This is a genomic window from Halomonas sp. H10-9-1 (assembly GCF_040147005.1).
In the GTDB taxonomy this organism is placed as follows: domain Bacteria; phylum Pseudomonadota; class Gammaproteobacteria; order Pseudomonadales; family Halomonadaceae; genus Halomonas.
The window spans coordinates 1,263,301-1,284,712 of sequence record NZ_JAMSHO010000001.1 but is presented as its reverse complement, the minus strand read 5'-3'; the positions used below and the strand labels follow the sequence as shown (position 1 = coordinate 1,284,712).

18 protein-coding genes are annotated in these 21,412 nt (G+C 63.7%); 1 reads left to right on the top strand and 17 read right to left on the bottom strand.

Going from position 1 to position 21,412, the window contains the following annotated elements; genetic code table 11:
• Positions 1–50: 50 nt before the first annotated feature.
• On the bottom strand, positions 51–509 hold the full coding sequence (locus tag NFH66_RS05765) for a hypothetical protein (protein ID WP_349609052.1): 459 nt from the start codon (positions 507–509) through the stop codon (positions 51–53).
• Positions 510–646: 137 nt separating this feature from the next.
• Here NFH66_RS05765 and NFH66_RS05760 point away from each other — a divergent pair, with 137 nt between their 5' ends.
• On the top strand, positions 647–1,849 hold the full coding sequence (locus NFH66_RS05760; RefSeq protein ID WP_349607353.1) for an ISL3 family transposase: 1,203 nt from the start codon (positions 647–649) through the stop codon (positions 1,847–1,849).
• A gap of 558 nt (positions 1,850–2,407) precedes the next feature.
• Here NFH66_RS05760 and NFH66_RS05755 read toward each other — a convergent pair.
• The 16 genes from NFH66_RS05755 to sdhC all read right to left on the bottom strand — a co-directional run bounded on the left by NFH66_RS05755 (position 2,408) and on the right by sdhC (position 21,174).
• Positions 2,408–3,046: an HAD-IB family hydrolase gene (locus NFH66_RS05755; RefSeq protein ID WP_349609050.1), complete on the bottom strand. Its 639-nt coding sequence runs from the start codon at positions 3,044–3,046 to the stop codon at positions 2,408–2,410.
• Entirely contained in the window at positions 3,043–3,798 is a 756-nt protein-coding gene (locus NFH66_RS05750) for an SDR family oxidoreductase (RefSeq protein ID WP_349609049.1), read from the bottom strand. Before NFH66_RS05750 ends, NFH66_RS05755 begins: the two co-directional genes overlap by 4 nt.
• Positions 3,795–5,096, bottom strand: a complete 1,302-nt coding sequence (locus tag NFH66_RS05745) for an FAD-binding oxidoreductase (protein ID WP_349608577.1) — start codon at positions 5,094–5,096, stop codon at positions 3,795–3,797. The genes NFH66_RS05750 and NFH66_RS05745 overlap by 4 nt, the downstream gene beginning before the upstream one ends.
• Positions 5,093–6,064, bottom strand: a complete 972-nt coding sequence (locus NFH66_RS05740) for a lysylphosphatidylglycerol synthase transmembrane domain-containing protein (protein WP_349608576.1) — start codon at positions 6,062–6,064, stop codon at positions 5,093–5,095. Before NFH66_RS05740 ends, NFH66_RS05745 begins: the two co-directional genes overlap by 4 nt.
• Complete coding sequence (locus NFH66_RS05735) at positions 6,061–6,840, bottom strand: decaprenyl-phosphate phosphoribosyltransferase (RefSeq protein ID WP_349611668.1); 780 nt, start codon at positions 6,838–6,840, stop codon at positions 6,061–6,063. The genes NFH66_RS05740 and NFH66_RS05735 overlap by 4 nt, the downstream gene beginning before the upstream one ends.
• A 160-nt stretch (positions 6,841–7,000) precedes the next feature.
• Positions 7,001–8,320 (bottom strand): IS1380 family transposase, encoded by a 1,320-nt coding sequence (locus tag NFH66_RS05730; RefSeq protein WP_161430326.1) that lies wholly within the window; start codon positions 8,318–8,320, stop codon positions 7,001–7,003.
• A gap of 381 nt (positions 8,321–8,701) precedes the next feature.
• Positions 8,702–9,493 carry a M48 family metallopeptidase gene (locus NFH66_RS05725; RefSeq protein WP_349609046.1) on the bottom strand — a complete coding sequence of 264 codons (792 nt, stop codon included), beginning with the start codon at positions 9,491–9,493 and terminating at the stop codon, positions 8,702–8,704.
• 95 nt (positions 9,494–9,588) lie between these two features.
• Positions 9,589–10,461 (bottom strand): succinate--CoA ligase subunit alpha, encoded by an 873-nt coding sequence (sucD, locus tag NFH66_RS05720; RefSeq protein ID WP_349609044.1) that lies wholly within the window; start codon positions 10,459–10,461, stop codon positions 9,589–9,591.
• Positions 10,461–11,627, bottom strand: a complete 1,167-nt coding sequence (sucC, locus tag NFH66_RS05715; protein WP_349609042.1) for an ADP-forming succinate--CoA ligase subunit beta — start codon at positions 11,625–11,627, stop codon at positions 10,461–10,463. The genes sucD and sucC overlap by 1 nt, the downstream gene beginning before the upstream one ends.
• Before the next feature lie 141 nt (positions 11,628–11,768).
• Positions 11,769–13,208 (bottom strand): dihydrolipoyl dehydrogenase, encoded by a 1,440-nt coding sequence (gene lpdA, locus NFH66_RS05710; protein ID WP_349609040.1) that lies wholly within the window; start codon positions 13,206–13,208, stop codon positions 11,769–11,771.
• 63 nt (positions 13,209–13,271) lie between these two features.
• The gene (gene odhB / locus NFH66_RS05705; RefSeq protein WP_349609038.1) at positions 13,272–14,804 is read right to left on the bottom strand and encodes a 2-oxoglutarate dehydrogenase complex dihydrolipoyllysine-residue succinyltransferase; all 1,533 of its coding nucleotides are present in this window, start codon (positions 14,802–14,804) and stop codon (positions 13,272–13,274) included.
• A gap of 42 nt (positions 14,805–14,846) precedes the next feature.
• Positions 14,847–17,681, bottom strand: coding sequence for a 2-oxoglutarate dehydrogenase E1 component (locus NFH66_RS05700; protein ID WP_349609036.1), 2,835 nt, complete (start codon positions 17,679–17,681; stop codon positions 14,847–14,849).
• Between the two features lie 267 nt (positions 17,682–17,948).
• Positions 17,949–18,653, bottom strand: a complete 705-nt coding sequence (locus NFH66_RS05695; protein WP_349609034.1) for a succinate dehydrogenase iron-sulfur subunit — start codon at positions 18,651–18,653, stop codon at positions 17,949–17,951.
• Positions 18,654–18,679: 26 nt separating this feature from the next.
• Complete coding sequence (gene sdhA / locus NFH66_RS05690; RefSeq protein WP_349609032.1) at positions 18,680–20,452, bottom strand: succinate dehydrogenase flavoprotein subunit; 1,773 nt, start codon at positions 20,450–20,452, stop codon at positions 18,680–18,682.
• 3 nt (positions 20,453–20,455) lie between these two features.
• Entirely contained in the window at positions 20,456–20,803 is a 348-nt protein-coding gene (sdhD, locus tag NFH66_RS05685; protein ID WP_349609030.1) for a succinate dehydrogenase, hydrophobic membrane anchor protein, read from the bottom strand.
• Positions 20,797–21,174 (bottom strand): succinate dehydrogenase, cytochrome b556 subunit, encoded by a 378-nt coding sequence (sdhC, locus tag NFH66_RS05680; RefSeq protein WP_349609028.1) that lies wholly within the window; start codon positions 21,172–21,174, stop codon positions 20,797–20,799. The genes sdhD and sdhC overlap by 7 nt, the downstream gene beginning before the upstream one ends.
• Positions 21,175–21,412: the final 238 nt, after the last annotated feature.

The window sequence follows — 21,412 nt, the reverse complement described above, 5'->3', positions numbered from 1 at the left end:
CCATGCAGTTCAGTAGGTTAGAAGCATTTCTGGGGGCTGGTCTCACGGATTCAGGTACATAGAAGAATATAGCCAACAGCCGTCACAACTTCTGCCTTATTAAAAATAATAAAATCTATAGACGACCGCCACCTTTTAGCCAACAAAAAAATCACCGCAATGCATAAGAATGCTGAGATATACACATGCGATGCAACCCCTTTTAAAGTTAGCACCACAGCCATAACAGCATTTTTAAAAAAATTCTCTATGAAAGCAATGGGGTAGTCTCTTACTAATCCAGACAAGCCATCATAATTATCTTGATTACCCCACCACCAAGCCAAACTCCCTTCAGGATGAATCCTCGACCCAACATTGAGATATTGCCAAGTCGCTAGTGGAGACCCATTCATCACATAGTTCGGAACCCACCAAAGCAAAGAAACAACTACAAAGACGCTCGAAAACACTAATGCATCAAAGAAACCTTCCCGATTAAATCTTGAAACGCATATCACAGCTAGCATCAGGGCAAATATATGGTTCTTCGCAGACTGGCGTGAAAGCGAAGCAACCTTAGGCAGAGGCGGGATAGAGAAACGGCGGTAAATCCGAGTAAACTGATGTTCACCACAAACCCCAGCCTACGGATACCGCCGTTGCCATGGATGCTACCCCGCTCTGCCTGTTCTGGAAAGGTTTCACCGTCGCCCATCACGAATTCCTGGATGAGCAAACACTACGGCTCCAGTTGGCGCCTGATGACCTGATCCCGCCAGTCTGCAGCGGCTGTGACCATGCCTGCTTTCTCGTCCATGACGTGCATCACCGTCGCGTCCGAGAGGCGCCGTTGCTGATCTACCGGGTGGAGCTGGAGGTGCCGGTACGTCGCCTGCGCTGCCCCGTCTGCGGCCCGACACGCGAGCGCATTGACTGGTTGCCGGGTCGTTCACCGGTGACCACCACGCTGCGCCAGTGGGTGGAGCGTCTGGTCGAGTTGCTGCCGATCCGGCATGTCGCCGACTTGGTCGGCCTGCACTGGCATACCGTCAAGGCCATCGATAAGCAGCGCCTACAGCGTGACCTGCCGGCGCCGGACCCGACGCGGCTGCGTCGCCTGATGATGGACGAGTTCGCCCTCCACAAGGGGCACCGCTACGCCACGGTGATTGCGTGTGCCGACACCCAGCAGGTGGTGTGGATCGGCGAAGGTCGCTCCCGGGAGGCGATCCGCCCGTTCTTCGAATGGTTGGGTGATGCGCGACAGCAGATCGAGGCCGTCGCCATGGACATGAACGCGTCTTTCGATCTCGAAGTGAAGGACCAGTGCCCTAACGCCGAGGTGGTCTACGACCGCTTCCATGTCGTGGCCAAGTACGGGCGTGAAGTGATGGACCGGGTGCGCGTCGATCAGGCCAATCAGCTGCGCGACGACAAGGCGGCCCGCAAGGTGATCAAGGGCAGCCGCTGGCTGCTGCTGCGCAATCAAGACAACCTCAAGCCTGAGCAAGCGGTGAAGCTGGAGGAACTGCTGGCCGCCAATGCCTCACTGACCAAGGTGTATCTGCTCAAAGACCAGCTCAAGACACTGTGGTTTGCCGAGGACGAGGCGACGGCACGCAGCGGTTGGCAAGAGTGGGCCGGTATGGCGTTGAGCAGCGGTATCGACGCCTTGGTGCGCTTCACCAAGAAGCTGGAGCCCTACTTGGATGGCATCGTATCCAGTGCTCGCCACCGGCTAAACACCAGCGTGCTGGAAGGTATGAACAACCGAATCAAGGTCATCAAGCGGATGGCCTACGGGTACCGCGACACGGCGTACTTCTTCCTGAAGATCCGTGCCGCGTTTCCCGGCAAAATGCGATGAACCAAATATATATGATGTATATCTAGTAAGTCCGGCCAATGCCACACAAAATGCTGACAGAGCCAAGTACTTACGCCCTTTTTTAGATAGAGAGAAAAACATCATACCAAGTAGAGAGAACCCTGTTTCCATAGCATGATTTTCAACTACAGAAAACGCCAAAATAAAAGAAGATGAGGTAACTGCAAGCAACGCTACAAAAAAAGAATCTCTTTGACTTAGCCCGTTATCAAGCGATTTCTGGTAAGCAAAAAACAAAGTTGCAAACCCGGCAAGCACAGCAACGCACTTCCCTATAAAAAGTGGATCACCCAAAGAGATCACTAAGGGCTGCAACGGCGGCCAGAAATTAGACGCCCACCCTTCATATTTAAAACTCTCCCAGAAAAAAGAGCCGCTAAAAAAGTGCATGACGCCATCCCACTCTTCAAAAACGTCATGAGAAATTACAACCCAACCCCAAATGATGGCAGCACTAGTAAATAAAACACAACCAAAAAAAACATTCCAATCAGGCTTCCAAAAACTTCTAAAATAATTCATGAAAACAAATACCCCTTATACTACAGAAAAACCACCTGATTTTTTTAATATAAAACCTTTGCCAACTGAAGTAAGCAGGGGAATATCCCCTGATGTGTCACCATAGGCAAACGTTTCTCCATGGCTACGGCTAGATCGCCATTTCACCACCCTTCTTAGCTTTTCCTCTCCATGACAGTTCTCTCCCTGGATGCTCCCCGACACATGCCCATTGGCATCTTTCTCTAGGGCGGTGCAGATCACCTCGGAGAAGCCCTCTCGCTGTGCCCAGGCATTCAGGTAAACGTCCATCGAGGCACTCACCAGCACGCACTCATGGCCCTGCTCCTGGTGCCATCGGAGACGTTCCATACCCTCGGGGCGCAACATGGTGGGGATCACCTCGTCGCTGAAGCGCTGCCCTCGTTCGAAGAGATCATCGATGTGATAACCGGCCAGGTACTGCTTGAGCACGATTTGCTTGGCGATGTCGTTGCGCAGCAACTTGGCGAAGTAAGCGGCCAGAACTGGACTGACCAAGGCGAGCTTGGCGTAGTAGGTCGGCGTGCCGACGACGAACTTGAGAAACGGCATCAGCGTATCGCCGGTCGTCAGGGTGCCGTCGAAGTCGAAGAACGCCACGGGACGGGCGTTGGAGGCGTCGTTGTGGCTCATAGCGACATCCGTTTGAAGATGGCCTCGGGGATATGCTTGATGATCAGCATGATCCCCCACCAGAACCACGGCAGGTACACCTCGCCCTTGCCCTTCTGCATGGCCGTGATGATGCCCTTGGCGATCTGCTCGGGCTTGGCCCATAGCGGTCCGCCCTTGTCGAACGCGGCGGTCATGGGGGTATCCACGAAGCCGGGCTTGATGGTCACCACGTCGACGTTGGCCTTGGCCAGCCGGTTGCGCAGCCCCTGGAGGAACAGGGTAACCATGCCCTTGGCGGCGCCGTAGACGTAGTTGCTCTGCCGCCCCCGGTCACCGGCCACCGAGCTGATCACGGCGATCACGCCGCGCTGCTGCTGCTCAAGGCGGTTGGCGAGCAGGGTGAGCAGGTTAATCACGCTCAGGGCGTTGGTCTCGATTTCCTGGCGGGTCAGGGTGGTATCCGCCTGGCAGGCCTGCTGGTCCGGCAGGGTGCCGTGGGCGATCAGCACGCCATCGATGCCGCCCAGCAGGTGCTCGGCGGCATCGATGAGGTGGGCATGCTGGGCGCTGTCGGTCAGGTCGGCCACGCAGCCATCGATGCGCTGTTGGCTGCTGGCCCGTACCTTGAGGTCGTCGATCAGGGCCATCAGCTTGTCGCGATTGCGCCCCACGCAGTAGAGGGAGGCGCCCTGGGCGACCAGTTGCCGGGCGGTCTGCTCGGCAATGGCGGAGGTCGCCCCGAAGAGGATCACACGCTTTAGGGAGTTCATGAGGTCACACGCTGCCAGAATCGGGAAGAGAAGCCGGGGTCGACGTACTCGCTGAAGGCTTCCCACTGGGGGAAGCCGGACTGGAAGAGGTTCGCCGGCATGCGGGCGTCCTTGCCGGGGTAGAGGGTGCCACCGGCTTCACGCACGATGGCATCCAGCGCCTCGAACAGGCGCCGGGTCTTGTCACCCCGGTTGGGGAAGTCCAGGGCCAGGGTGGTACCGGGGCGCGGGAACGACAGCATGCCCAACGACGGCTTGCGCCCGAAGGTCTTGAGCACGGCGAGAAACGAGCCCTCGCCGCGCCTGGCGATGGTGTCGAGCAGCGCCGCCGTGGCGGCCTCGGCCTCGCGGGGCGGGATCACGCACTGATACTGGTAGAAGCCCCGCCGCCCGTAGATGCGGTTCCAGTCCTGAATGGCATCCAGCGGGTAGAAGTACGGCACATAGTGAGTCAGCGCCCCCTGGGGCCGCACCGGCTGTCGGTAGTAGAGGGTATTGAAGGCGCGCAGGCTCAGGCCATTGACCAGCGAGAACGGTGGATCGACGGGAATCCGCTTGCCGCCCTCCTTGAAGGTCGGCAGGTCGGCCTGTGCCGCCGCATGCTGGCCGGCCAGCAGGATGCCCCGGCCCTGGGCCTTGCCCTTGGCCAGACAGTCGATCCAGGCCACGGTGTAGGGCCAACGGGCCTCGGCGCGGCGATTGAGCGTCCAGAACTCCTCCAGGTTGGCGAAGCGCTGCGACTCGACCCACATCCAGGGATTCTGGATGGGCATCAGCTGAAGCTCGACCCAGCGAATCAGCCCGGTCAGGCCCAGCCCGCCGACGGTGGCCGAGAACCAGCCATTGTCATCCTCCGGTCGGCACTCGATGACGCTGCCATCGCTGCGCCACAGTTCCAGGGCACGCACATGGTGGCCGAAGCTGCCCACGGCATGGTGGTTCTTGCCATGCACGTCGTTGGCGACGGCGCCGCCCACGGTGGCCAGGCGCGTGCCCGGCGTGCTGGGCAGGAACCAGCCTCGCGGCACCACCAGGGCGAGAACCTCGGCCAGGGTCACGCCCGCCTCACAGCGCACGACGCCGCGCTGCGGGTCGAACTCGATGAAGCGGTCGAGCCCGCGAGTCAGCAGCAGGGTGCCCTGTTCGGTCAGGCAGACATCGCCGTAGCTGCGCCCGTTGCCGTGGGCCAGCAGCGGCCTGGGCAGGTGGCCCGGCACGCCCGCCGTGCGCTGGGTCAGCGCATGTACCGCGTCGGGGGCCACACGTGGCAGGCGGTTCCAGGAACGCGGGGCGCTCATGCAGCCTCCTCCGCCGGGACTTCCCCGTGACGGCTACGGATCAGGGCCACCAGGCCAATCACCACGGCAAACCACAGCGTGGCCAGGCGAATGAACACCGTCGCCGCGATGGCGGCGGGCATCGTCATGCCCTTGAGGACCAGCAGCGAGACCATCACCGCCTCGGCGCCGCCCAGGCCGCCCGGCAGGAAGCTCAGCGCGCCGGCCAGCATCGACAGCGCGTAGACGAAGATGGCGAATGACAACGAGATGTCGGCGCCCAGCCAGCCCAGCATCCAGTAGAAGGCCAGTGCCTCGGCGCCCCAGGCGACCACGCTGATCACGGTGGCCACGCCCAGCAGGCCCGGACGGTGACAGCGCCGCGCGCCGCCCAGCATCTCGCTGGCATGGGCGACCAGGGCCATCAGCTTGCCCTGGCGGGCCGAGGCCCAGCGGTGCAGCCGGTCTAGCAGCGTCTGGCTCGACAGGCAGGCCAGCACCACCCCGATGCCCAGCACCCCGGCGAGCACAATACCCCGCGCCTGGGGGTACTGGGCCAGCCCCACCAGGGTGAGCAGCACGATGGCGACGAGATCGGAGAGCCGCTCGCTGATGAAGGCGGCGAAGGTCGCCGGGAACGGTACGCCACGCTGCTTGAGGAGCACGCCGCGGAAGGCCTCGCCCGCCTTGCCGGGGGTGGTGGTCAGGGCAAAGCCACTCAAGTAGATGCGCAGGCTCGGTGACCAGGGCACGCGATGGCCCAGCTGCGACAGGTAGAGCTGCCAGCGCCCGAAGCGCAGGCCATAGTTCACCAGGGACAGGCTCAGGGCGATCAGCGTGCCCAGCAGGCCGATCTGGACGAAGGCAGCCACGACCTCTTCCCAGCCGCCCCACAGGGAGAACGCCAGGTAGCCGGCGGTTGCCACCACGATGGAGAGGATCAGCGCGCGCAGACGCCACCCCTCCAGGTGGTTCACCGCCGAGGTCATGTGAGCACCCACAGGGTGGTGCCCACCCAGGCGGCCACCGTCACCAGCAGGTGGCGGTCCTGCACCAGGTCCTTGGCGGTGTCATTGCCCTTGGAGCGCCGGTGCAGCAGGAACAGGTAGCGGAAGATGCCGTAGACCACAAAGGGCAGCGTCACGATCAGATCGTCACTGCCGTGAATCGCCACGGTCTTCGGGGAGACCGTGTAGAGGCCATAGGCGATGATCGTGCAGGCGGCGGTCACCGCGATGAACTGCTCCAGCATCTCGGGGCTGTAGTCGTCCAGTACCCGCCGCGTGAGGCCGTTGTTGGCCCCGTCGGTGGCCTCCAGCATCAGCAGCTCGGCGCGGCGCTTGGCGAAGCCCAGGAACAGGGTGACCATCAGGCCACACAGCAGCAGCCAGGCGGACGGTGCAATGCCCAGGCCCACCGTGCCGGCCAGGATGCGCAGCATGAAGCCGGAGGAGATCAGGAACACGTCCAGGATCACGACGTGCTTGAGGTGCCAGGAGTAGAAGATATTGATGACGAAGTAGGCCGCCACGAACAGCGTGACCCAGCCACTGACCAGCAGCGACAGCACCACCGACCCCACCACCAGGCCGGCCAGCAGACGTTTGGCGGTGCCCAGCGAGATGGCTCCGCTGGGCAGCGGTCGACGGCACTTTATGGGGTGCGCCCGGTCCGCCTCGATGTCCATGATGTCGTTGAGCACGTAGACCGCACTGGCCATGCAACAGAAGGCGAGAAAGGCCAATAGCGCCTGGCTAACCCGGATGTTGCATCGGGCTGATCAGAAGTGCTCAAGTTTCAGGCCCGGAGAGTGTGATCCCTCTTTGGGCCTGAAATTGGCTACATATTGATCAAATTACTGAGTTCAAGACGCACTGCCCCCAACCCCCATGTGTTTTCTGTGCCGGGGACAGCACGCCGCGGCGCTATCCCGGCACCAGCTTGCTGGCCAACTTCAGAAAGAGGTCCTGCTCCGGGTACTGGCTGCTCAACATCAGCCGAATCGTGCGCGTGTTGCGGGTGATGACGGCGCCGATCTTCAGCAGCTTCAGGCGGAGGGTGTTGACCTGGGCCTGGGCGAAGGCTGTGCGCCTGAGGTAAACCCGACGCAGCCGCTCCAGGAGTAGGTAGGCCAGCCCCGAGAGCAGCAGTCGGTACTGGTTGGGCCACCATTCGTGGCAGCTGGTGCGGTCGGAGAACAGGAACTGCTGCTCCTTGATACGGTTCTCCATCTCGCCCCGGGCACAGTAGCGGTGGTCATAGAGCCACTCGGCGCTGCAGCCGCGCAGGCTGGTGACCACATAGCGGGTGTTGAAGCCACGCCGGCTGGTCTCGGACTTGACGATCACCCTTCGTCGACGCTCCTTCCAGCTCTTGGCAGCGTACTCGATGAAGCCGAAGACACGTTCCTTCTCCCAGCTCTTCTCGAAGCGGATGGCCGATTCGTAGTCGATGTCCAGAGCCAGCTTGGCCAAGCGCTTGTTGCCGGCGAGGCCGATGATGTAATCGACGCCATGGCGGTCACACCAGTTGAGGATCAGCGGACGGCAGAAGCCGCTGTCGCCTCGGAAGACGATCTTCACCTCAGGCCACGCCTGGCGCAGCCGACGGACCAACAGAGCGAGGATGGCACCGGCGTGGTGAGCGGCATCCAGCGAGGCCGGACGCAGGTAGCTGACCAGCAGCTGGTCGCCACAGAACACGAACAGCGGCAGGAAGATGTAGTGGTTGTAGTAGCCGTTGAAGTGCCGCCCGAGCTGCTGGCCATGCACCCGATCGTCGGTAGCATCGAAGTCGAGGTAGAGCGGCTTCTTGGGTGGCCGCCGGAACGAGCGGATGAACTGCTCGATCATCTCCTCGTGGATGGTGATCGCCCAGTCCCGGTCAGCTTGCTGCTCGAAGCGGCACAAGGTGGACTGGCTGGCCAGCACGCCATCGGTATCGACGGCGGTCTGCAGGGCGATGTCGTGACGCAACGCATGGTGGTCATTGAGATCCTCATAGCCCAGTGCCAGGCCGAACACGCGCTGCCGGACCAGGGTTTCGGTGCGGTGCAGGCAGCGCTGAGCGTCGCGCTCGTCGCTGAGTCGGCGAGCGACGGCGCGGGTCAGGCCCATCTCGCGATCGAGCTGCCGCAGCAGCAGGATACCGCCGTCAGAAGTGACATCACCGCCATCAAAACGGGCGATGATCTGACGACCTTTGCAGCGTGGAAAGGAAGCGGATGGCGTGGTACATTTTGTCATGGCGGCTGAAGCGGTTGGTTCTTGTGTAGGAGCTTGAATTATAACCGATTTTCAGCCGCCTTTTTCATGTCTGATGCAATATCCAGGCTAAGCGTGACAAGATCCCACTGGTGGGCGAACAGCGGCCCCAGGAGCACGAAGCCGTTCTTCAGGTACTGGTGGGGCCGGACCAGTTTCAAGACTGACCGCATATAGAAAGCATCCCTGCGATAGGTGGCGTTTTGGCTGGGGATTCTACAGGGATGCGGTTAAGATTTCTTTGCTGCGATGCAGCTTCGCCAGTAGTTCGCCAAATATAGCTGTAATAACAATACATTATCTCTGACAAGAACGCCGTTTCCCTGGCTCATTAGATTCACTGCTGCTGGCCGTCGGCGTTCATCAACCGCAGGTAGCTGGGGCGGCCTCGCGGTAGCGCGCCAGGGCCGCGTCCATGGCGGCCTCGAGGCCCTCGATGCGTGATTCATGGGCCGGGTGAGTGGAGAGGAACTCCGGCGGCTGACCATCGCCGGCGGCGGCCATGTTGCGCCACAGCGCGGTGCTCTCGCGGGGATCGAAGCCCGCCTCGGCCATGATGGCGAGCCCCATGGCATCGGCCTCCTCCTCGTGGGCGCGGCTGAAGGGCAAGGCAATGCCCAGGTGGGCGCCCAGGCCCAGCGCCCGCATCAGGGTATCGCCGGCCAGGTCGCCCTCGCTGAACAGCCCCACCACCAGCAGCACCGCGCGGATGCCAAGCTGCTGGGTGAGACGCTCGTTGCCATGCTCGGCCAGCACATGGGCCACCTCGTGGCCGAGCACAGCCGCCAACTGGGCGGGAGACTCGGCGACCCGCAGCAGCCCGGTATGCACGCCGATGCGCCCGCCGGGCAACGCGAAGGCGTTGGGGCTGGGATCCTCGAACAGCACCACCTCCCAGGCATCGGGCAGGGTGACACCGGGATAGACCGCGCCCGCGGCGGCCGCCACCTCGCGGGTGACGCACTGCACCAGGGCATTGGCCGGCGTGCCGGTCACCGCGGGGCGCCGGCGGCGCATCTCCGCAAAGCTCTGCTCGCCCATCTGGGCCAGCATGCCCTCGGGCACCAGCGCCAGGCGCGAACGCCCGGTTGGGGCCTCGCTGCAGCCGGCGAGCAGAAACGCACCAGCCACCAGTATCCAGACGAACCGCGTCATGCACCTCTCCCCTCCCACGCGTCCTGTCGCCTTGGCATGATACGAGAAAGGGCGCCCGAAGGCGCCCTTTCAACATCGCTGGAGGAGTACTCGGCTTACCAGCCGGTCACTTCCTTCAGAGCGTCGCCGATCTCGGCCAGGGAGCGCACGGTCTTGACACCCGCGGCTTCCAGGGCGGCGAACTTGTCGTCCGCGGTGCCCTTGCCGCCGGCGATGATCGCACCGGCGTGGCCCATGCGCTTGCCCGCCGGGGCGGTCACGCCGGCGATGTAGGAGACCACCGGCTTGGAGACATTGGCCTTGATGTAGGCCGCCGCCTCTTCCTCGGCGGTACCGCCGATCTCGCCGATCATCACGATCGCCTCGGTGGCCGGGTCCTTCTCGAACATCTCGAGGATGTCGATGAAGTTGGAGCCCGGGATCGGGTCGCCGCCGATGCCCACGCAGGTGGACTGGCCGAAGCCGTAGTCGGTGGTCTGCTTGACCGCCTCGTAGGTCAGGGTACCGGAGCGCGACACGATGCCGACCTTGCCGGGCTTGTGGATATGGCCCGGCATGATGCCGATCTTGGTCTCGCCGGGGGTGATCACGCCCGGGCAGTTGGGACCGATCAGGCGCACGCCCAGCTCGTCACACTTGACCTTGACATCGAGCATGTCGAGGGTCGGGATGCCCTCGGTGATGCACACGATCAGCTTGATGCCGGCGTTGGCGGCCTCCAGGATGGAGTCCTTGCAGAACGGGGCCGGCACGTAGATCACGCTGGCCTCGGCGCCGGTCTTCTCCACGGCTTCCTTGACGGTGTTGAACACCGGCAGGCCGAGGTGCTCCTGGCCGCCCTTGCCCGGGGTCACGCCGCCGACCATCTGGGTGCCGTAGGCGATCGCCTGTTCGGAGTGGAAGGTCCCCTGGCCACCGGTGAAGCCCTGGCAGATGACCTTGGTGTTCTTGTCGATCAGGATGCTCATTACTTGCCCTCCGCTGCCTTGACTACCTGCTGAGCCGCGTCGGTGAGGCTCTCGGCAGCGATGATGTTGAGTCCGCTGGATGCCAGCTTCTCGGCGCCCAGCTCGGCGTTGGTGCCTTCCAGGCGCACCACGACCGGCACGTTGACGCCGACCTGCTCGACGGCACCGATGATGCCCTCGGCGATCATGTCGCAGCGCACGATGCCGCCGAAGATGTTGACCAGCACCGCCTTGACGTTGTCGTCGGAGAGGATCAGCTTGAACGCCTCTGCCACGCGCTCCTTGGTGGCACCGCCGCCGACGTCAAGGAAGTTGGCCGGCTTGCCGCCATGCAGGTTGACGATGTCCATGGTGCCCATGGCCAGGCCGGCGCCGTTGACCATGCAGCCGATGTTGCCGTCGAGGGCCACGTAGTTGAGCTCCCACGCCGCCGCCTCGGCCTCGCGCTCGTCCTCCTGAGAGGGGTCGCGCATCGCCTGCAGGTCCGGGTGGCGATAGAGGGCGTTGCCGTCGAGGTTGATCTTGGCGTCGAGGCAGTGGAGGTTGCCCTCGTCGGTGATCACCAGCGGGTTGATCTCGAGCAGCGCCAGGTCCTTGTCGTGGAACAGCTTGGAGAGGCCCAGGAAGATCTTGGTGAACTGCTTGACCTGGTCACCCTTGAGGCCCAGGGCGAAGGCCAGCTCGCGCGCCTGGTAGGGCTGCGCGCCCACCAGCGGGTCGATCTCGGCCTTGAGGATCTTCTCGGGGGTCTCCTCGGCGACCTTCTCGATCTCGACGCCACCCTCGGTGGAGGCCATGAACACCACGCGGCGGGTGCCGCGATCGACCACGGCGCCGACGTAGAGCTCGTTGGCGATGTCGGTGCAGGTCTCGACCAGGATCTTGGCGACCGGCTGGCCATTGGCATCGGTCTGGAAGGTCACCAGGTTCTTGCCCAGCCACTGCTCGGCGAAGGCCTTGGCCTCATCAGCGCTCTTGATCAGCTTGACGCCGCCCGCCTTGCCGCGACCGCCGGCGTGGACCTGGGCCTTGACCACCCACATGTCGCCGCCGATCTTCTTGCAGGCTTCCGCGGCTTCCTCGGGGGTGTCCACGGCGAAGCCCTTGGACACCGGCAGACCATAGTCGGCAAACAGCTGTTTGCTCTGATACTCGTGAAGGTTCATCGATTCATGCCATTGGTTGCATGTGACTCGAACGGCGCCCTGCATGGCCGCGCGGGCCGAGGGTGCGGGGCACCACCGTCCCCTCCGATGCATGGCCGGAAGGGGCGCGCCGCCGGCTGACGGCGGCGCTCGTTGTGCGGCTTACTTGCGCTTCTTGCGATTGGCCATGTGGATGGCGTGGCCCTCCACGGCGAGCGCCGCCTCGTGGACCGCCTCCGACATGGTCGGGTGGGCATAGCAGGTCAGCGCCAGGTCCTCGGCGCTGGAGCCGAACTCCAGCGCGATGACGCCCTGGGCGATCATCTCGCCGGCGTGCTGGCCGACGATGTGCATGCCCAGCACGCGGTCGGTCTCGGCGTCGGCGATGATCTTGGCCTGGCCCTCGGTGGCATTGTTGGCCATGGCACGGCCGCTGGCCGCGAACGGGAACGCCCCCGTCTTGATCTCGATGCCCTTGGCCTTGGCATCCTGCTCGGTCATGCCGACCCAGGCCACCTCGGGGAAGGTGTAGATGACGTTGGGAATGGCGTCGTAGTTCATCTCCGCCTTGTGACCAGCGATGATGTCGGCCACCATCACGCCCTCCTCGGAGGCCTTGTGGGCCAGCATCGGGCCACGCACGCAGTCACCGATGGCGTAGACACTCGGCACGCTGGTGCGGCACTGATCGTCGACCCGGATGAAGCCGCGCTCGTCGGTCTCCACGCCCACGCCGTCGGCGATCACGCCTTGGGTGTAGGGCTTGCGGCCGACGCAGACGATCAGCTTGTCGAAGGTCATCTCCTGGTCGTTGTCACCATCGCTGTACTTGACGATGACCTCGCCATCCTTGACCTCGGAGCCGGTGACGCGAGCGCCCAGCTTGATGTCCAGGCCCTGCTTCTTGAGCAGTTTCTGGGTCTCCTTGGCGATGGCGCCATCGACCATCGGCAGGAAGCTGTCCATGGCCTCCAGCACGGTGACCTCGGAGCCCAGGCGGTTCCAGACGCTACCCAGCTCCAGGCCGATCACCCCGGCACCGATCACGCCCAGGCGCTTGGGCGTCTCGGTGAACTCGAGGGCGCCGGTGGAGTCGACGATGATGTCATCGGTGAGCGGGGTCGGCGGAATCTCCACCGGCACGGAGCCGGCGGCGATGATGATGTTGCCGGCCTCGTAGGTGGTGGCCTTGCCATCCAGATCGGTGACCTCGACCTGCTGGCTGCCGATCACCTTGCCGGTCCCCTCGATACCGGTCACGCCGTTGGCCTTGAACAGGCCGGCGATGCCCCCGGTGAGGTTCTTCACGATCTTGTCCTTGCGGGCGATCATCTTCGCGACATCCATCTGGATGTCGCCGACCTGGATGCCCATGCCGTCGAAGTCATGCTTGGCCTCGACGAACTTGTGGGAGGCCTCGAGCAGCGCCTTGGACGGGATACAGCCCACGTTCAGGCAGGTACCGCCGAAGACGACCTTGCCTTCCTTGCCGATCCACTTCTCGACACAGGCGGTCTTGAGGCCCATCTGGGCGGCACGAATGGCGGCCACGTAGCCACCGGGGCCCGCACCGATCACGATCACATCAAACTTGTCGGCCATGTTGGCTCCTGTTGCATGTCTTGGGTTCAGGCGCCACCGGCATCAACCGGTGGCTCGTACCACTCAGATGTCCAGCAGCAGGCGCGCCGGATCCTCCAGCAGCTCCTTGATGGTCACCAGGAACTGCACCGCGTCCTTGCCGTCGATCATACGGTGGTCATAGGAGACCGCCAGGTACATCATCGGGCGGATCTCGACCTTGCCGTTCACCGCCATGGGGCGTTCCTGGATCTTGTGCATGCCCAGGATCGCGGTCTGCGGCGGATTGATGATCGGCGTGGACATCAACGAACCGAAGATCCCGCCGTTGGTGATGGTGAAGGTGCCACCCTGCATCTCGTCGATACCGAGCTTGCCGTCACGAGCCCGCTTGCCGAAGTCGACGATGCCCTTCTCGACGTCGGCGATCTTCATGCTGTCGGTATCACGCAGCACCGGCACCACCAGGCCACGGTCGGTGGAGACCGCCACGCCGATGTCCTGGTAGCCGTGATAGACGATGTCGTTGCCATCGATGGAGGCGTTGACGTCCGGGAAGCGCTTGAGCGCCTCGCTCGCCGCCTTGACGAAGAAGCCCATGAAACCGAGCTTGACGTCGTGAGTCTTGACGAAGGTGTCCTTGTACTGGGCACGCAGCTCCATCACCGCCCCCATGTCCACCTCGTTGTAGGTGGTCAGCATGGCGGCGGTCTGCTGGGCCTGGACCAGGCGCTTGGCGATGGTCTGGCGCAGACGGCTCATCGGCACGCGCTTCTCGGGGCGTTCGCCCTCGACGACCGGAGCAGCGGCGGCGGCCCTGGCGGCGCCACCACCGGAAGCCTTGGCGGACTTGCTGGCGGAACCCTCCTTCACGGCGCGCTGTACGTCCTCCTTGAGGATACGTCCACCCTTGCCGGTGCCTTCGATCTTGCTGACATCGAGGTCGTGCTCGGCCACCAGCTTGCGCGCGGCCGGGGCGAGGATCTTGTCGCCCACCCTCTCGTCGCTGGCACCGTCGTCGGCGGAGGCCGACGGCGCGACATCGGCAGAAGTCTGCGCCGCGCCGCCGGCGCCTTCGGTAAAGATCGCCAGGACCTGCTCGGAGGTCACCTGGCTGCCCTCTCCGGCCTTGATCTCGGCGAGCGCGCCGTCGGCGGGGGCGACCACCTCAAGCACCACCTTGTCGGTCTCGATCTCGGCCAGCACCTCGTCGCGCTTGACCGCCTCGCCGACCTGCTTGCTCCAGCTGGCCACGGTGCCTTCCTGAATCGACTCCGGGAAGGTCGGCGCTTCCACCTCGTGCTGCTTGCCACCGCCGGCAGGCTGCTCGGCCTTGGCGTCGTCCTTCTTCTCGGCCTTGCCCGCCGGCTTGTTGCCGGCGCCCTCGCCGATGCTTCCCAGCACCTGCTCGGACTCCACGGTCTCGCCCTCCTCGGCGAGCACCTCGGCGAGCACGCCCGCCTCGGGAGCCAGTACCTCGAGTACGACCTTGTCGGTCTCGATCTCGACGATCAGCTCGTCACGCTCGACGCTGTCACCCGGCTTCTTGTGCCAGGCAGCAACGCTGCCCTCGGCAACGGATTCCGGAAAGGTTGGGGCCTTGATCTCGGTAGCCATGTCGTATCCCTTGTGAGTTCTCTCTCGTCCTGGTGGGCGCCGTTACAGGTTGAAGGCGTCTTCCACCAGCTGGCGCTGCTGTTCGGTGTGCACGGACATATAGCCGGCCGCGGGAGCCGCCGAAGCCGGCCGGCCGGCAAACTTCAGCTTGCCGCCCAGGCCGTCCCTGAGCATGTCCGCCACGGCACGCATATGGTGCTGGCTCGGATACCAGGCGCCCTGGTTGAGCGGCTCTTCCTGACACCACACGATATCGGTGACGTTGGTATAGGCCTGGATCGCCTCGTACAGCTCCTCCTTGGGGAAGGGGTAGAGCTGCTCGACGCGCAGGATGGCCACGTCATCCCGGGCGTTCTCCTGCCGCCAGGCCGCCAGGTCGTAGTAGACCTTGCCGGCACACAGGATGATGCGCTCCACGCCGGCCGCCTCGAGATTGGCCTGGTCGGGCAGCACCATCTGGAACTTGCCCTCGGCCAGCTCGTCGAGGCTGGAGGTGGCATCCTTGTGGCGCAGCAGGCTCTTGGGCGACATCACCACCAGCGGCTTTCTCACCTTGCGGACCACCTGACGACGCAGCAGATGGAAGATCTGCGCCGGAGTGGTGGGCACGCAGACCTGCATGTTGTGCTCGGCGCACATCTGCAGGAAGCGCTCCAGGCGCGCAGAGGAGTGCTCAGGGCCCTGGCCCTCGTAGCCATGGGGCAGCAGCATGGTCAGGCCGCACAGCCGGCCCCACTTGGTCTCGCCGGAGGAGATGAACTGGTCGACCACCACCTGGGCACCGTTGAAGAAGTCACCGAACTGCGCTTCCCAGATCACCAGATCATTGGGTGCGGTGGTGGCGTAGCCGTACTCGAACGCCAGCACGGCCTCCTCGGAGAGGAAGGAGTCATGGATAGTGAAGCGCGGCTGGCCATCGGCCATGTGCTGCAGCGGCACGAAGCTGGAGCCGTCCTTCTGGTTGTGCACCACCGCGTGGCGGTGGGAGAAGGTGCCGCGACCCACATCCTGGCCGGTAATGCGAACCGGATGACCCTGGTCGATGAGGGTGGCGTAGGCCAGGGTCTCGGCGAAGCCCCAGTTGAGGGCCATGCCGCCGGCCTGCATCTTGCGGCGGTCGTCGTAGATCTTGGCCACCTGACGCTGGACCTCGATCCCGTCGGGGATCTCGCACATCTTCGCGGCCAGCCGCCGCAGCTTCTTCATGGGCACCGAGGTGTCGGCGTGGCCGGTCCACTCGTGCCCGAGGTAGGGCTTCCAGTCGACGAACAGCGAGGCATTGGGCTCCTGAACCAGGGCATTGGCCACGTGGTTGCCGGCCATCAGGTCCTCGCGATAGGTCTCGATCATCGCCTGGGCCTCGTCCTCGGTGAGCACCCCCTGCTCCACCAGACGCTGTGCGTAAATGGCCCGCGAGGAGGGATGCTCCTTGATCTTGCGGTACATCATCGGCTGGGTGCCGCTGGGCTCGTCGGCCTCGTTGTGGCCACGGCGGCGGTAGCAGACGAGGTCGATCACCACATCCTTCTTGAACTGCTGGCGGTAGTCCAGGGCCACCTGGGTGGCGTGCAGCACGGCGTCGGGATCGTCGCCGTTGACGTGGAAGATCGGCGCCTGGACCATCTTGGCGATATCGGTGCAGTACTCCGTGGAGCGCGAGTCCAGCGGGTTGGAGGTGGTAAAGCCGACCTGGTTGTTGATGACGATGTGCACCGTGCCGCCGGTCTTGTAAGCACGGGTCTGGGACATCTGGAAGGTCTCCATGACCACGCCCTGGCCGGCGAAGGCGGCGTCGCCGTGGACGTTGATCGGTAGCACCTTGGTGCCTTCAGTGTCGTCGCGACGATCCTGGCGAGCACGCACCGAGCCCTCGACCACCGGGGAGACGATCTCCAGGTGGGAGGGGTTGAAGGCCAGCGCCAGGTGGACCTCGCCGCCCGGCGTCATGACGTTGGAGCTGAAGCCCTGGTGGTACTTGACGTCGCCGGAGCCACGCTCGATCACCTTCTTGCCGTCGAACTCGTCGATCAGCTCGCCGGGGTTCTTGCCGAGGATGTTGACCAGCAAGTTGAGGCGGCCGCGGTGGGCCATGCCGATCACGACCTCCTTGACCCCGTAACCACCACAGCGCTGGATAAGCTCGTCCATCATCGGAATGAAGGACTCCCCCCCCTCCAGGCCGAAGCGCTTGGTACCCGGGTACTTGGAGGCCAGGTAGTTCTCCAGGCCCTCGGCGGCGGTCAGCCGCTCGAGCACGTGGGTGCGCACCTCGTTGCTGAACGTCGGCGCACTGCGCACCGACTCGAAGCGCTGCTGCAGCCAGCGCTTCTCCTCGGTATCGACGATATGCATGATCTCGCAGCCGATGGAGCGGCAGTAGGTCTGCTCCAGGGCGTCGACGATCTCCTTGAGCGGCGCCTTGTCCATGCCCAGGAAGAACGAACCGGTCTGGAACTCGGTATCGAGGTCGTTCTTCGACAGCTGGTGGAAGGAGAGGTCGAGGTCGGGAACCGGCAACTGGCTGCGCAGGCCCAGCGGATCGATATTGGCCTTCTGGTGACCGCGGAAGCGGTAGGCGTTGATCAGCTGCAGGACCCTGACCTGCTTGCGGCTCTCCTCGCCATCGGCGGCAGCCGGCGCGAGTGCCGTGCGACGCTGCTTGCCGAGCTGGTGGAACTGCTCGCGGACCGGCGCCAGGGGAACGTCGTGGGAGGGGCCGCCTTCGGGGCGAGGCAGCTCGTCAAAGTACTGGCGCCACTCGTCGGGAACGGCGGAGGGGTCATCGAGGTACTGCTCGTAGAGCGCTTCCACGTAGTGGGCATTGCTGCCCGTGACGTGGGAGGAGCGCCACATCAACTCCATTATGCCTTGTTGCATCTCTCGGTCACCCTGCACTGATGGGGTGTGATCGGCGTCACCGCGACGCAGCCACGGCGACATCGGGGGTGCCCTGCCGGCTGGGGCCTATGCGAATCCGGCGCCTCCGGCCGTCGCTGGCCGGAAACCTTGAATTTCATGGTCAGAAGCCGGCACCCAGGGCACCGGCTTCCAACACTGCATCCCTACTGCCTGCGGCCCATGGTCGCAGGCAGTGGGCCGGGCATATGATACCAAGCCGCGGGACACGATTTAAGTACCATCGACTCAGCTGCCGCTGGCCAGCAGCATCTCGCGGATCTTGCCGATGGCACGCGTGGGGTTGAGGCCCTTGGGGCACACCGCCACGCAGTTCATGATGCCGCGGCAGCGGAACACGCTGAACGGATCCTCGAGCTCGGACAGGCGCTCGCGGGTGGCGGTATCGCGGGAGTCCACCAGGAAGCGGTAGGACTGCAGCAGACCGGCCGGCCCCACAAACTTGTCCGGGTTCCACCAGAACGACGGACAGGAGGTCGAGCAGCAGGCGCACAGGATGCACTCGTAGAGGCCGTCGAGCTTGTCGCGGTCCTCCGGCGACTGCAGGCGCTCGATGGCCGGCGCCGGCTCGTCGTTCTGCAGGTAGGGCTGGATACGCTCGTACTGCTGGTAGAACAGCCCCATGTCGACCACCAGGTCGCGGATCACCGGCAGGCCCGGCAGCGGGCGCAGCGTAAGCTTGTTGCCCTTCACCACCTCGGAGAGCGGCGTGATGCAGGCCAGGCCGTTCTTGCCGTTCATGTTCATGCCGTCGGAGCCGCACACACCCTCACGGCAGCTGCGACGATAGGCCAGGCCGTTGTCTTGCTCCTTCATCAGGTGCAGGACGTCGAGCACCATGACATCACGGCCCTGGGTGTCGACCTGGAACTCCTGCATGTAGGGCGCGGAGTCGGTCTCCGGATTGTAGCGGTAGATGGATACCTGAAGCATCGTGGCTCACCCTCGTATTTGCTGAATTAGTAGGTACGGACTTTCGGCTCGAAGGTGTCGACGGTCCTGGGCGTGAAGTTGACGTCGCGCTTGCCAACCGTCTTGTCGGCCGGGAAGTAGAGCGAGTGCTTCAGCCAGTTGACGTCGTCACGGTCCGGGTAGTCGTAGCGAGAGTGAGCGCCACGGCTCTCCTTGCGCTCGAGGGCGGTGATGGCGGTGGCCTCGGCGACCTCCATCAGGTTATCCAGCTCGAGAGCCTCGACGCGCGCGGTGTTGAAGGCGTTGCTCTTGTCGGGCAGATAGGCGTTGGCGATACGGCCACGCAGCTCGGCCAGCTGCTTGACGCCCTTCTGCATGTTCTCTTCCTCGCGGAACACGCCGAAGGAGTTCTGCATGATGGCCTGCAGCTCGCGCTTCAGCTCCGGCACGGTCTCGCCGCCCTCGGACTCGTTCCAACGGGTGATGCGCTTCATCGCCGTCTCGATATCGGACTCGGAGGCGTCGAGGTAGTCGATCCCTTCGTTGAGCGCTCCTTCGATGAACATGCCGGCCGCGCGCCCGAACACCACCAGGTCGAGCAGCGAGTTGCCGCCCAGACGGTTGGCACCATGGACCGACACACAGGCCACTTCGCCGCAAGCGAACAGGCCGTTGACGATCTGGTCCTTGCCATCCTCACCACGCATGATGGCCTGGCCATGCACGTTGGTCGGCACGCCACCCATCATGTAGTGACAGGTCGGCACCACCGGGATCGGCTCCTTGGCCGGGTCCACGTGGGCAAAGGTCTTGGAGAGCTCGACGATGCCGGGCAGGCGCTTGCCGAGGACTTCCTCGCCCAGGTGATCCAGCTTGAGGTAGACGTGGTCGCCGTTCTCGCCGCAGCCACGTCCCTCGAGGATCTCCATGACCATGGAGCGAGCCACCACGTCGCGGCCGGCCAGGTCCTTGGCGTTGGGGGCATAACGCTCCATGAAGCGCTCGCCATCCTTGTTGACCAGATAGCCACCCTCACCCCGGCAGCCTTCGGTCACCAGGGTACCCGCACCGTAGATACCGGTCGGGTGGAACTGCCACATTTCCATGTCCTGCATCGGGAAGCCGGCGCGCAGCGCCATGCCGACGCCGTCACCGGTATTGATCAGGGCATTGGTGGTGGAGGCATAGATACGCCCGGCGCCACCAGTGGCCAGCACGGTCGCCTTGGACTTCACATGCACCACTTCGCCGGTCTCGATGTCCATGGCGATGCAGCCCACCACGTCGCCGTTGGCATTCTTGACCAGGTCGACGGCATACCACTCGTTGAGGAAGGTGGTATTGTTCTTCAGGTTGTTCTGATAAAGCGTGTGCAGCAGGGCGTGACCGGTACGGTCGGCCGCCGCACAGGTGCGTGCCGCCTGGCCGCCGGCGCCGAAGTCCTTGGACTGGCCACCGAACGGACGCTGGTAGATGCGGCCATTGTCGAAACGCGAGAATGGCAGGCCCATGTGCTCGAGCTCGAAGACGGCCTTGGGGCCCTCGGAGCACATGTATTCGGCGGCGTCCTGGTCGGCAATATAGTCACCGCCCTTGACGGTGTCGTACATGTGCCAGCGCCAGTCGTCGTTGGGGTCGGCCGAGGCGATGGCGCAGGTGATGCCGCCCTGGGCGGACACGGTATGCGAGCGGGTCGGGAAGACCTTGGAGAGTACCGCAGTATTCTTGCCGGACTTGGCCAGCTCGAGGGCGGCCCGCAGGCCGGCACCGCCACCGCCGATGATGATGGCGTCGAAGGTCAGGCTACGCATGTTGGACATGAATCAGGCTCCCCACAGAATCTGAATGCCCCAGACCAGGAAGGCAAAGATGGCCAGGATGACAAGAAGTTGAACGGTCACGCGGATGGCGGTCGGCTTGAGATAGTCGGTGGTCACGGTCCACAGCCCCACCCAGGCGTGGCCAGCCACGGAGATGAAGGCCAGCAGCGAGAAGATGCGCATCCAGGTCTGGGCGAACAGGCCGCTCCAGGTGGCGTAGTCGAGATTCGGGTTGAACAGTAGATAGAGAACGATGAAGAGCGTGTAGACCGCCAGGACAACGGCGGAGACTCGCTGGATCAGCCAGTCGGAGAGGCCGCTACGGCCGAGGTTCGTGACGTTGGTTACCATACCCAGACTCCCGCCAGAATGATCAGTACGGCGCTCACCACCACGGTGACCTGCGCCTTCTTGTGGCCGCCCTCGAGGGTCACGCCGATATCCATGTCCATCAGCAGGTGCTTGATGCCGGCCACGAAGTGGAAGGCCAGGGCAGACAGCAGTCCCCAGGCGATCAACTTGGCCAGGAAGTTATGCGCCAGGGCGTCGCTCACGGCCACGAAGCCGGCGGGCGACGAGAGCGATGCGCTCAGGGCCCAGAAGGCGAAGATCAGGCCGATGAAAAGGATGACGCCGGTGATGCGGTGGGCGATCGACGTCAGGGCGGGTAGCGGAAACTGTATCGTGGACAGATCCAGGTTTACGGGTCGTTTGCTATTCACGGCTCTCTACACACTCTCTATGGCCCGTTTGGGAAGCTTGGACAGGCTCCGGACGGGCGGTGGTTTCGGGAAGGCATTGGCCGTTGCCGGGGGGCGGCAAGGCCGACGATACCTGCCAGTCGCGCGGGGTGGATTATAGGGGCCCGCCCGCCCCATGACAAACCGGGCGAGGCCCGCCTAGACCATGGTACAAAGCCTGCGGCTTCTCTTTTTCGGCTGCGCGCGGGCGGGATCCGCC